This is a genomic window from Tindallia texcoconensis, from assembly GCF_055383815.1.
Window position 1 is genome coordinate 1,874,917 of record NZ_AP042431.1, and the last position, 12,655, is coordinate 1,887,571.

Annotated in this window: 13 protein-coding genes; 12 read left to right on the forward strand and 1 reads right to left on the reverse strand. The window is 40.3% G+C overall.

Annotated elements, in window-relative coordinates; all coding sequences use genetic code 11:
- The first annotated feature begins 8 nt into the window (after positions 1-8).
- The 5 genes from ACZ47N_RS08460 to ACZ47N_RS08480 all read left to right on the forward strand — a co-directional run bounded on the left by ACZ47N_RS08460 (position 9) and on the right by ACZ47N_RS08480 (position 5,686).
- The gene (locus ACZ47N_RS08460; RefSeq protein WP_464886118.1) at positions 9-1,157 is read left to right on the forward strand and encodes a 1-propanol dehydrogenase PduQ; all 1,149 of its coding nucleotides are present in this window, start codon (positions 9-11) and stop codon (positions 1,155-1,157) included.
- A 268-nt stretch (positions 1,158-1,425) separates the two neighbouring features.
- Positions 1,426-2,139 (forward strand): ATP-binding cassette domain-containing protein, encoded by a 714-nt coding sequence (locus ACZ47N_RS08465; RefSeq protein WP_464886119.1) that lies wholly within the window; start codon positions 1,426-1,428, stop codon positions 2,137-2,139.
- 17 nt (positions 2,140-2,156) lie between these two features.
- Positions 2,157-3,269, forward strand: a complete 1,113-nt coding sequence (locus ACZ47N_RS08470) for a hypothetical protein (RefSeq protein ID WP_464886120.1) — start codon at positions 2,157-2,159, stop codon at positions 3,267-3,269.
- Between the two features lie 15 nt (positions 3,270-3,284).
- On the forward strand, positions 3,285-4,511 hold the full coding sequence (locus ACZ47N_RS08475) for an ABC transporter permease (RefSeq protein ID WP_464886121.1): 1,227 nt from the start codon (positions 3,285-3,287) through the stop codon (positions 4,509-4,511).
- A complete protein-coding gene (locus ACZ47N_RS08480) occupies positions 4,508-5,686 on the forward strand; it encodes an ABC transporter permease (protein ID WP_464886122.1) in 1,179 nt (392 codons plus the stop codon). Before ACZ47N_RS08475 ends, ACZ47N_RS08480 begins: the two co-directional genes overlap by 4 nt.
- 73 nt (positions 5,687-5,759) lie before the next feature.
- Here the strand turns inward: ACZ47N_RS08480 and ACZ47N_RS08485 are convergent, their stop codons facing one another.
- The gene (locus ACZ47N_RS08485) at positions 5,760-7,139 is read right to left on the reverse strand and encodes an alanine/glycine:cation symporter family protein (RefSeq protein ID WP_464886123.1); all 1,380 of its coding nucleotides are present in this window, start codon (positions 7,137-7,139) and stop codon (positions 5,760-5,762) included.
- 433 nt (positions 7,140-7,572) lie between these two features.
- On the opposite strand from ACZ47N_RS08485, the gene ACZ47N_RS08490 reads away from it, so the two are divergent.
- The 7 genes from ACZ47N_RS08490 (at position 7,573) to ACZ47N_RS08520 (ending at position 12,635) form a co-directional block, all read left to right on the forward strand.
- Entirely contained in the window at positions 7,573-7,728 is a 156-nt protein-coding gene (locus ACZ47N_RS08490) for a Flp family type IVb pilin (protein WP_464886124.1), read from the forward strand.
- Between the two features lie 201 nt (positions 7,729-7,929).
- The gene (locus ACZ47N_RS08495; protein ID WP_464886125.1) at positions 7,930-8,631 is read left to right on the forward strand and encodes a prepilin peptidase; all 702 of its coding nucleotides are present in this window, start codon (positions 7,930-7,932) and stop codon (positions 8,629-8,631) included.
- A gap of 80 nt (positions 8,632-8,711) precedes the next feature.
- Positions 8,712-8,885 (forward strand): hypothetical protein, encoded by a 174-nt coding sequence (locus ACZ47N_RS08500; protein ID WP_464886126.1) that lies wholly within the window; start codon positions 8,712-8,714, stop codon positions 8,883-8,885.
- A 297-nt stretch (positions 8,886-9,182) separates the two neighbouring features.
- Positions 9,183-9,596, forward strand: a complete 414-nt coding sequence (locus tag ACZ47N_RS08505) for a TadE/TadG family type IV pilus assembly protein (protein ID WP_464886127.1) — start codon at positions 9,183-9,185, stop codon at positions 9,594-9,596.
- 28 nt (positions 9,597-9,624) lie between these two features.
- Entirely contained in the window at positions 9,625-10,554 is a 930-nt protein-coding gene (locus ACZ47N_RS08510; RefSeq protein WP_464886128.1) for a pilus assembly protein TadG-related protein, read from the forward strand.
- 83 nt (positions 10,555-10,637) lie between these two features.
- Positions 10,638-11,396, forward strand: a complete 759-nt coding sequence (cpaB, locus tag ACZ47N_RS08515; protein WP_464886129.1) for a Flp pilus assembly protein CpaB — start codon at positions 10,638-10,640, stop codon at positions 11,394-11,396.
- 48 nt (positions 11,397-11,444) lie between these two features.
- On the forward strand, positions 11,445-12,635 hold the full coding sequence (locus ACZ47N_RS08520) for a P-loop NTPase (RefSeq protein WP_464886130.1): 1,191 nt from the start codon (positions 11,445-11,447) through the stop codon (positions 12,633-12,635).
- Positions 12,636-12,655: the final 20 nt, after the last annotated feature.

Here is a 12,655-nt window from a genome sequence, read left to right on the forward strand (position 1 = left end):
GTGATAAGATGAGGAGATTCAAAGAAAAGACGGACATTATCCATGGCATGGATGCTCTTCAGTATCTAAGCGGGTTGAAAGGGACACGGGCTTGCATTGTGACGGATCCTACTATGATAGAGCTGAACATGGTAAACAAAGTGACGTTGCTATTGGAGGAAAAAGGCATTGAGTATGAAGTGTTTTCCGAAGTAGAGCCAGACCCTTCTTTTGACATTGTATACAAAGGCCTAGGGCATATTTTAGAATATAAACCAAGCATATTAATTGCCCTTGGCGGCGGATCAGCTATTGATGCTGCAAAAGCCATTATGTATTTTTGCATGAAGATGAAGGAAAATCTAACAGGCATCGAGACGGTTAAAAAGCCATTCTTTGTGAGTATTCCAACTACCAGCGGAACAGGATCTGAAGTGACTGCCTATTCCGTGATCACAGATAAAGAAAAACAGAAAAAATACCCTATTGTGGATGAGGTCATGGTGCCAGATGTGGCCATATTAGATCCAAGTTTTACAAGTTCCATTCCAGCCGCTATTACGGCCGATACAGGAATTGATGTGTTAACCCACTGTTTAGAGGCGTATGTGGCCAAAGATGCATCAGATTTTACGGATGCCTTGGTAGAAAAATCCGTTGCCTTTGTGTTTGAATATTTATTACAAGCCTATGAGGCAGGCAGTCATATAGAAGCACGAGAGAAAATGCATAATGCGTCCTGTATGGCAGGCATCGCCTTTAATAATGCGGGATTAGGTATCAATCATAGCTTAGCCCATAGCTTGGGAAGTTACTTTAAAATTCCTCATGGCAGAAGCAACGCCTTGCTACTTCCTTATATCATGACGTTTAATAGCAAGGGAGATGCTAGGGTCAAGCAAAAATACGCACAATTAGCAAGAAAAATAGGCTTTCCCGCCAGCACCGAAGATCAAGGTGTCTTAAGCCTTATTCAAGGGATCAAGGTATTAAAAGAAGCTATGTCTCTTCCACAAAAAATTCAAGACTTAGGGATTCAGCAAGAAGAATTCAGTCAAGTAGTGGAAGAAATGGCCCAGGTGGCACTACAAGATATTTGCACTGGAGGCAATCCCATACAAGTCACCCAAGAAACCTTAGTGAGTATTTATTGGGAAGCCTATAGGGGAACCGTGTAAGGATATAAAAAGCCTTGGAAAACCATTTATGAAGCGAAAGAAAAAACATGATCCATCGGCTAAAGAATTTTTAATTCTTAGGAAAAAAGCCGGTGGGTCATGTTTTGTTTTAAAAAGAATAAAAAAACGAATCTCAAAATAAACTAAATTGACTAGTTAACGTAGTAATAAAAGGTGGTATAATTGTTATTTGCCTAAGCGAATAAAAAATTATCCGCTTTTCATAGTATTAAAAGAAGATGGCGGGTTAAGGAAAGGAGGTGGAAAATTGAAAGCACTGGAACTGAGAGATGTAAGCTATTCTTACGATGGAAAGCACAACATCATTGATCAAATCAGTTTTGGTGTTGAGCTTGGTGAAGTGGTCAGTCTAATGGGTTTAAATGGAGCAGGAAAGACAACGTTGTTGAATATAATTGCTACCTTAAAAAAACCAAGGAGTGGTCGGTGTTTCTATTTTAATGATGGAGACATGCCCGTATCACAAATTAGAAAACAAATAGGCTATGGATCACAGGAAGTGGCACTTTATCATCACTTTAGCATAGAAGAGAATCTTCATCTTTTTGCAAAACTGTATGGATTATCCAAAGAAAAAAAGAAAGAGCAGATGGACAAGTTGTTTCAATGGCTGAAACTGGAAGGACAGGAATCCGTAAAAATTAAGCATTGTTCTGGAGGAATGAAGCGAAAAGCCCATTTAGCGGCGGCGTTATTGCACCAGCCTAAGCTGTTGCTATTAGATGAACCAACAGCCGGTATTGACGCCCCAACGGCCATGCAAATCATTGAATCCCTACGAAACTTGTCCAAAGAAGGGGTTGCTATTGTCTGTGTTGCTCATTCCTTTGAGGAAGTCCTGGCATTAGGTGGAAGAGTCCTTTGGTTAAAGAATGGTCGCAAACACCAAGAAATAGACTTAGAAGATGTTTCCGTTAACGGAAAAGAAAAAATAAAAAGCATGTTTGCAGAGAGCATATAGAATAGGAGAGAATGAATATGAGAAAAAAACAAATAATAAGCTTGATCCTTTCCATCTTTTTAGTGATGGGCGCCGTAGGGTGCAGTTCCCCCTCGGATGAAACACCAAGAGAAGCTTTGGAAAAAGCCTTTGAAAAAGAATTGGAAGTAGTAACCAGCGATACAGAACTTGACTTAAATCTGTCTTTTACAGCAGACGATGCTTCAGGACTTGATCCAGAGGCAGCCATGATGTTAGGGGCTATGGAAGATCTGCGGCTTAATATGAGAATGCAAGGCGATATGGAAGCTGGAAAAGTGGCGATGCAAGCAAAAGCCTATGCCGCTGGCATGAATGTGGATTTCGACTTGATCATCACAGAAGAAATGATGGTGGCTCAGATCCCAATGTTAGCCATGGTTTTACAAGAACCTATGTTAAGAGACGGATATATTGTTCTTCGATTAGATGAGTTAATGGATGATTTAAGTGCCCTTACTGGTGAAGACATGGGAGACATAGCCGAAGAATTCAATGAATCCTTGACGTTTTTTCCAGAACATGAAGAGATAGAAGAGATTACCCGAGTTGCCTTGGATCTTTTGCTAAATGCCTTGGAAGATGAAGCTATGGAGAATTTAGGAGACGTTGAAATTAGCATAGATGGAGAAGCAACTTCTGCTACACAAATTACCATCACCATTGGAGAAAAGGAAATAAAAGCCTTAGGGGATATGATGGTAGATTTATACGAAACAGAAGAAATGAGAGACTTTATGTTTGAGATGTCGGGACAGTTTGAAGCAGACTTAACCCGAGAAGCCTTTGAAGAAGAAATGGATGAAATCACCCAGGAAATGCGGGAAGATATTCATATGTTTATGGAAGAGGTAATGCCATTAATGGACCATGAAGCCTCTGATATAGCATTAAGTTTTTACTTGGACGGAGATTATCAGATTATCCGAACAGCAGTAAATAGTTTGATCGTATTGGAGCCAGAAGAGGAAGTGCGTCTCACCATGGATGCAAACTTTACAGTAGATGCCATTACGATTAATGAACCTGTAGAGATTGAAATTCCAGAATTAACAGATGAAAATTCTATCGATTTGATGCAATTGATTTTCCAGATGATGTTTGCATTTTAATCAGGAGTGTTGATGATGTCCAAAGTACTCGGCCTTGCATTATGCCACCTAAAACAAAAAATAAAACAGCCAGGATGGTGGCTGGCTGCTATGGTACTTCCCATCTTAATGATGTTTTTGTTAGGAGCAGGCTTCGCTGGATTTTTTGAAGAAGGCGTTTGGCTGGATCCCTTCGATGTCATTTTGGTGAACGAAGACGATCACACCATTATGCAGTTAACCCAGCAACAAATTCTTAATGATGAGGCACTGAGTCGCTTAGTAACCATTAGCTTAGCCCAAACAGAGGCCCAAGGCTACGAGTTGATGGAAGAACAACAAGCAGCAGCCTTAGTGCTGATACCAGAGGGAATGATCCGAACCTTGGAAGCTGGAGACAACAAAGAATTATTATTGGTGCTGGATCCAGCCCAGCCATTTGAAGGACAGCTTGTTAAAACCATTATGGAACACTCAATGAAAAGCGTTTCTGGAGGTCAATCTGCAGTCTATGCAGTATGGAACTATTATGAAAAACTCGGATTTTCTCAGGCTCAGCGGGAAGAAAAAATAGTGCCAGTGATGGAAGAAATCACCTTTCGTGCCTATCGCATCCGAAATCAATTGCTAGAACCCCTCGTTATAGAAGACATGAGGGGTTTTGGCCCTATTCAATATTATGGGACAGCCATGCTTGTGCTGTTTTTGCTTTTTTTAGCCGTTGCAGAAAGTAGAGAATGGTTGCGAGAAAGAGCAACTGGAATAACCCAGCGGATTTTACTCAGTGGCATGAGCACTTGGCAGTACATGGGGGTTCAGTTCTTTCGTGTGTTTTTTGCAGCGATTCTACAGAGCCTTGTGATGGCTGGTTTTTTATGGCATCTTTTATCAGCGGAAGCCAGTATGTTGATTTGGTTTGTAGGGTTGTATGTCTCCTTCCTGGTGTTGTTGAGTAGCCTTAGTTTACTTGTAGGGGTGTGTATTCAACAAGAAGAGACATATCAAACGAGCTTAACAGGTATTTTACTCATTAGTGCCTTAGTGGGGGGAGGTTTAATTCCCTTGCATTATTTGCCGGATTTTTTAAGACCATTTTCTTGGCTTACACCCCATTATTGGATGCTGACAGCGAGTTTTCAGTTTCAACTAGGGAATGTAAGTGATGTACAAAAAATGGCCCTTGGTTTTTGCTTGCTGGGTGGTGCTATGGTCTTTCTGGCAGGCCGTCTCTTTCGTAACAAACAGGAGGTGGAAGCTTCATGAAGGGTCACTTAATGGGAGCTATGGGAAGCAGGTTGTTTTATCAACCAGGCTTTTTTGTGATGATACTAGTGTTGCCGGTGTTGTTGTCTGCTGTCATGGGATTTGTCTATCAACCACAGCAAGGTGGTGCCATCCCCATTGCATGGGTGGATGAAGACCAAAGTCAGGCCTCTGTTTTTCTGACAGACCTAATGCGTCAGGAATTTATGGTGCGATTAGTGGAGACAGATCGTGATGATGCGATGGATCGAGTTCGAGGCTATGAAGTTGAAGGTGCTTATATTCTTCCTAAAGGCTTTGAAGAAACCATGAAGAGAGAATTAATTCCAACCATACAAATCCATCGTTCTGCCAGTTCTCTTGGAGCCGATGCCGTAGGGGAGTTGATGGCTTCTGGTGTGATTCGGATAGCTAGTCATCATCGTGCAGCAGGGATTATTATACGAAGCTATGAGGAACAAAACCTTAAGGTAGAAGACAAAGAAGCCTTGCGGAATGAAATCATAGAACATGCCGAAACTTATTGGGAAGATGGACCGCCGATTCCATTGAAAGTCAAAGAGGAAAGCAGAGGATTTGGAGAGCCTCAGCAAGTGCCAAGAGGAATCTTGGCAGCCCCTTACGGTGCATTAATTGCCATGATGACTTTTTTTGCAGCCAGCCTGCCTATGGTGATTCAGCATGAAAAAAGAGCAGGTACATGGCAACGTGTGATGTTGATTACAGGAACAGAAAAAGCGGCTTATATGGCTACGCTGTATCTGTATACCCTAATTCAAGGGGGAATGGCCCTTGTGACCCTCTTAACCTTGGATACGTTTTTTGCCCTAAGGTTTTGGGGAACCGCAGGGATCGCTGTGTTTGTGTTGACGATGTATGGTTTTTTGACAACCTCCCTTTTCATCTTTATAGATAGGTGGGGAAACATTGCCAAGTATAGCGGGAGTACAACCTTTGTTGTGTTATTGTTATGTTTGGTGGGAGGATGTTTTTGGACAACGGCGATTTATCCTGCTGGGATTCAATCTGTTATAATGATTTTGCCACCAGCCATGGCCATGGCCATGATGGAAAAAGCCCTCATTAATGATTTCTTCCCTGTTGGGATAGGGATGCTACTTTGGCTAGGCCTAGGAATGAGCCTTGTGAAAAAAGGCTTAAAGACTAGGATATAGAAGAAACACGAAGATGGTAGAAACCCCCATGACAGCCAATGAGCGCTGTTATGGGGGTTTTTCTATTAAAAAGTTAAAGTCTTTCCTTGTTATTTTTTAGATATAATTGTTTTTCAGCGACTAAAACACCAGAAAGCAATAATAATGCTACTAGATTTGGAGCAATCATTAACCCATTAAGAGTATCGGCGAAACGCCAAACAGCTTGCAGTTCAAAATTTGCACCAATATATAGAAAAAGTAAAAAGAATATGCGATAAGGCAATACAATTTTTTTGCCAAATAAATATTCCCAGCTTTTTTCACCATAATAACACCACGTTAGCATGGTCGTATAGGCAAAAAAGATAATGGAAATCAAAATGATATAGCCACCTGGTCCAGGCAAGCTATGATAAAAGGCTGCGGCAGTAAGTTCAGCGCCTGTATGTCCAGAGTCAAGGACGCCGGTAGTTAAGATGACTAAGGCCGTCATAGTACAAACAATCATCGTATCAATGAAAACTTCCCAAAGCCCCCAGAATCCTTGTCCTATAGGTTCGTTTCTGGCTTGAGCATGGACAATAGAAGAACCACCAAGGCCAGCCTCGTTAGAAAAAACACCACGGGAAACGCCGTATCGAACTGCATGTGCAACTGTAATACCAACCCCACCAGCACCAGCGGCATAAGGATTAAAAGCATAATAAAAAATACTCTGAAAGGCTTGGGGGATAGCGGAATAGTTAAGCAATAGAATCGTAAAAGAACCAGCAAAATAGATGAGGGACATGGCGGGAACCACCATCTCGGCAGTTCTGGCTATCCGTACAATTCCACCAAGGGTTACAAGTCCCACGAATAGAACGATGGCAATTCCAGAAATAGTTGGAGAAACACCAAACTCCTCTAATGCAACGGCTACAGTGTTAGACTGAACCATGTTTCCAATGCCAAAGGCAGCCAAACCAGCAAATAAGGCATATAAAACGGATAACCATTTGAAATGGTGGCCGATACCGTTTTCAATGTATTGCATAACACCTCCAGAGAAAGAGCCATCTGCATTTATATTTCGAAATTTAACACCTAAAGTTGCCTCTCCAAACTTAGTGGCCATACCGACTAATGCAGAAACCCACATCCAAAAAATAGCACCTGGACCACCTAACACGAGGGCAGTGGCAACACCTGCAATATTTCCCACTCCTATGGTGGCTGCCATAGCAGATGTCAAGGATTGGAAAGAAGTAATAGCTCCGCTGTTGTGATCATCTGCATCTTTGCGGAACATTTTTCCGAAGGTTTTGTTCCATGCAAGCCCCATGAGCGTAAATTGAAGAAATCCAAGACGAATCGTTAAATAAAGACCAGTTCCTATCATTAATAAAAGAAAGGGAGTTCCCCAAACCAAGTTTCCAATATAGGAATTGGCTTTTGTTAAAAAAGTAAGAATATGATTCAGAATATCCACAATAATCGCCCCTTTGATAGTTTGTTTTTTCTAAATTATCAATAGTGTACCAATAATTTAGAAAAATGTCACAATTCAAGACGATTAGCCAGGTCCTAGAGAAAAGGAAGCACTATAGAGCTTGGAAATAGAGAAAACATACTTTAGCACAGAAAGTAAAACAGGAAAATCCCTAGAAAAGTCCCGAAAATAATGGGGACTATAGAACTAGAAAAGGACAATAAGCAGAAAAATACGACAAAAATTGTGAATCAAAATGACAAAAATCGTCCAGAAAATCGAATCCTCCTATGCTATTATTTATGAAGTCAGCTGACACTATTTGGACTCCTAAGGGATAGCGTAATGTTATGAAATGGAAGTAGCATTGCCCCGAACGGTTAGCTAAAAATGCAGAATGTTCAAAATAAACGAAGCAAAGGAGGTGAAGAGAATGAATTGGTTATTACAGGAAGAATCTGGACAAGGGATGGTAGAGTATGGATTGATTTTGGTACTGATCTCTGTTGCTGCTATTGGAACAATGACTCTAGTAGGAGACTCACTATCAGATATGTTTGATTCAATCAAAGATACACTCACTCCATAAGCTGGAGTCCTAACTCCTAAGATGTTGAAGTCAAAAGTTCGTAAGGGAGGGATGGTGCACCCTTCCCTGCGAACTTTCCAGAAAACACTATGTATAAGTACGAATTATTGTTGGAGTGTTTTAAAATAGCACATGATTGGAAACGATTGGTAGGAAGAATCTACATCTACTCTAAAAATAACGAATAAGGGCTGGGTGATTATGGAAAGAGTGTTAGAGGTGCTTCTGTATTTTTTCGTTGTTTTTGCAGGCTGGAAACTTGGAAAGAACATTTCAGTTTTGACTAATTGCATCATAAGATGGAAACAAAGGAAAAGGACAGAAGCATATAGAACGTTTCGAAAAGAAAAACCTTTTGATAAAATAATCGACTCAATTCTTATAACTGTTGGGATTGTAATAGCAGTTACATATATGCCAATGACGGAAGCTGTATTCACTTCATTAATGACTGGGATGGCATTGTTATTGGTACGAATAGACCAACGCATAAGAATTATTCCCAATGAACTAGTATTACTCTTGTTATTAGTTGGTTGCATGAAACAAATAGCACTTAAAGGAATAATCGGTTTGGGTGAAGGACTTATAGCTGCACTGATAACGATGAGTATCATGTTACTCGCGGCATTTTTGAATAAACTGTTTTCAGGTGCAATGGGCGTAGGTGCTGGAGACATAAAATTGATGATAGCGTTGTCGATGATGATAGGGATTCATCAATTACCCAATTTGTTTATAGGGATCAGTACTACGTTGCTTTTATACCTAGTGTATTTAAAAATAACAGTGGGGTTTTTTTTGAAACAAAGCTTTCCGATGGCGGTGCAGATTATGGGTGGTTTTATTCTAGCAATGCACCATACGTTGTTAATAGACATGATAAAAATCGTGATTAAGTAAAGGCTCGATTGGTTTTATTGTGTAGCAGACAAAACAAGAGGACCTGTGAAAAGTGAAACTGACGATATGGAGGGTGATGAATGGGAATGAAGTTGTATGGAGCAAATGCTGTATATAAAAAAGAATCGGGACAAGGTATGGTGGAGTATGGACTGATACTGCTTTTGATCACCTTGGTGACAGTAGGAGCACTAAGTGGTGTTGGTGATATAGTAAAAAACTTCTTTGATGTTGTGGACTATCTTAATCCATAATGATCTGACTAAATGTTTGATTTTGATCTTTAAAAACACAAAAGGTTGCAAGAATAAGAGGATACCTTGGATAAAAAACATCACGTCTTTTGTAGACAAGCTTTTGAGTAGGTTTAGATGTAAATTCAAAAAAGCTAGATACTTCTTCGAAAATAATACGGTACAACCTATTTTCAACATTGATAATTAAACCTATTAAGTAAGATTAAATTGAGCAAATTTTGAATACCCTACAAATGGTGCGAATTAGCTTGTGAATAGATTTAATTCTGAAATTTTTTTTAAGGAGATATAGATATGATAAAAAATAAAGGGACAATAAGTTGTATAAAGAATAGAAAGGGACAAGCTATAGTCGAATTGGCCTTGATATTGCCTATTCTCGTGCTCTTGATATTCGGTTCTATGGAGTTTGGTAGGGTGTTTCATTCTTATATCAACGTAACAAGTGCTGTACGAGAAGGCGCAAGATTGGGAGCGGTAGGTGGTGATAATAGCGAAATTGAAGATAGGATTCGAGATGCTCTAACTTTAGATGAATCATATCTTAGTATTGAGCGTATATACCCAGTCAGCCAAGATGACCGAACGCCTGGCACTAAGTTGGAGATAGAGATTTTATACGAATCACCACTAGTGGTTCCGTTACTGGAAACCATTCTACCTAATCCAGTACCCTTAAGAGCTTCAGCAACCATTCGATGTGAATGAAGCCGTATAGATGAGAGGTGTGTATAAGATGAAGTATGTGCAACAATCGAATCAAACCCTTCTAAAGGAAGATGGAAGTGTATTAGTCATATTCACGATATTTCTGATAGTGCTATTTGGGTTTGCAGCACTGGTGATAGATTATGGCGGTTTAAAGCTTGAAGAACGGCGACTAGTGAACGTAGTAGACGCTGCAGCACTGGCAGGAGCTTGGGAACTGCCCAATCAGAATCAGGCAGAAAATGTTGCGAAGGAATACGCTGAATATAACGGTGCTTCAGATCAAGAAATCACTGTTACCTTTCCTAATCATGGTGAGATTCAAGTGGAAGCTCGAAGGGAAAAAGAGTATTTCTTTGGAAGGGCTATTGGAACGCCTGTAGGAAACGCTAGAGCGGTTGCTACAGCAATTCGTGGATCTGTTAGTAGTGCGAAAGGGATAGCTCCTTTTGGTATTCCAGAGCAAATACTAGACTATGGGGTAGAATATGAACTGAAATCTGGAGACATTAATAGTCCTGGGAATTTTGGAGCTCTGGCGCTTGGTGGTAGAGGAGCACGTATTTATCGCGATAATATTAAGTACGGCTATGGAGGCATTGTCAGAATAGGAGACACAGTTGAGACACAACCTGGAAATATTTCTGGACCAACGAGTCAAGGTGTGAACTATCGAATTAACAGGTGCACACATACGCCTGCTTGTACCTTTGATGAACATCATAGGGAATGTGAAAGAATCATCATAATTCCTGTTTATGAACCACAAGTCAGCCAAGGAAGAGATGAAGTGGTCGTTTCTGGATTTGCGGCATTCTTCCTAAAGGGGGTTGATGGTCAGGGAAATCAAAGTATTGTCAGGGGGAACTTTATCGAGATGGTACCAGAAGGGTACTACGTTGAAATAGATCCGGATCAAGACTCATACGGAATGGAAAAAGTTAAGCTAATTCAATAAAAGCACATTAAACAAAACTGTTGAACTATGCGACTGAATAGAATCGCTAAGAAATAAAAATGAACAGAAAGCAGGGAGTAAAGATGAAGATAATAAGAATAGCAGCGTTGTTGGTGGCAGTATTGGCTTTCGGTTATGTCCTTGTTTTTACTGGTAGCAATGAAAAGGCTGATGAAGTGGCAACTACCGTTGAAGTTTACATAGCGGCACAGGAAATTCCAAAGCAAACGACCATACAAGAAGAAATGGTGACAATGGGAGAAATAGAAGCTGACAAAATAGAAAATTATTACATAAGAGATAAAGAATCTATTGTTGGCAGTGTTGCGTCAGAGAATATTTACCAGGGTGAACTATTTCGGGCAGAAAGAATTGATAATACTGGTTATATGAGCACTGGACTTGGCTATATGGTTCCAGAAGGAATGAGGGCCATAACCATCAATGTCCATTACAATACAGGGTTGGCAGGACTTTTAGAAGTTGGGAATAAAGTGGATGTTGTCTCAGTCTTTGAAGCAGATGAAATAGAGGGCATGGATGCTCATGGGAGACCCCATTTTGCTGATGACGGCGAATCAGCGGCGGCTGCCATGACCTTACAAAACAGAGAAGTAATAGCCCTTGATCAGAATATAGCCACTGATCATGAGTATATTGGCAGCGAATATGTCACCGTGACCTTGTTGGTGACGCCGGCAGAAGCCATTGAAACAGCCCTTTTTCACACGGTTGGAATGAGTAATTGGTTGGTAGCAAGAAATCAGGAAGATCCAGAGATATTGGATACAAATCTCATTAAAAATGTGTTGCTTCGAGAGATACCTTTTCACAACAGGTAAGAACGTATAAGGTTGGATTTCACTAAAAATTATAGGTAGGAGGATCTTATGGCTGCGAAATTAATGATCTTTGCGGATGGCGAAACGTCACAATATTTTCAACAATTGTTGACGGATGAGGAATTTCAGATTGTAGGTACAACCGATGATGAAAGTCAGGTATTAGAAAAAATAACGCAAACGAAACCTGAAATAGCCATTATAGCGGCTAATCAGTTGAGTACTACAACGCGGGTAGCTCAACAGATATATTTGTTACGTCCTAACGTAACACCTGTAGTCATTACAAAAGAATACAATTACGAAGTGATGCAACAAGTAATGCAAGCCGGTATTCATTATATCTTGCCTTTTCAGGCAGAAAAAGACTCTCTGATGGCTCAGCTTAAGGGAATCCGAAGCAATGAAATGTCCCGATTGGCAGCTTTGCAGCATACGACAAGTAGTAATTACAAATCAAGAGTGATTACGGTATGCCGTTCCAAAGGAGGTGTGGGGGCAACTACTATGGTGGTGAACTTAGCCACAAAACTTGCCCAGTTAAAGCGAAGGGTAGCAATTTTAGATTTTGATCTTGAATATGGTGAAATAGCGTATGATATGAGGATGAATCCAGAAAAAACCATTGCGGAGCTGTTGGAAGATCAACCGACGCTAAATGCGGATAATGTAAGAAAGTATATGGGGACACATACTTCGGGTGTTAGTGTATTAGCTGCTCCTAATAGCCCAGAATTTGTAGAAAATATTTCTTCTTCTCAAACAGAAAAAATAATATCTTTACTGCGAACTTACTTTGATTATATTCTTATCGACACAAGTATTGGATTTAATTCCGTCAACTTATCTTGCTTTGATCTGTCTTCTTCAATTCTATTTGTAACGGGCATGGACTTAGCCTCTTTACAGAGATCTAAGAAAGGCTTGTCAATTGTTCATTCTCTCGTACCCGCAGAAAAACTTAAACTAGTTGTGGGCAAAGAGGAAACTGGGCGTGTAAAACTCCAGGATGTGGTTAAAACCTTAGAATGTCCAGTGTTTACTTCCATCCCTTATGATCAAAAAGTTGCCAACGAAGCCGTCAATCAGGGAAGACCCATTGTGATGGAAGCACCTAGCTCTAAAATTGCAGAAGCCTATGAATCCATGGCGAAGGAAATAGATAATACTGGTACAGAAGATTCCTCCGAAAAGAAAGAAAGTGGAAGAAAAAAGAAAAAAATTGGTTTTTTCAAATGATAAACAAGGAAAGGAGGTAA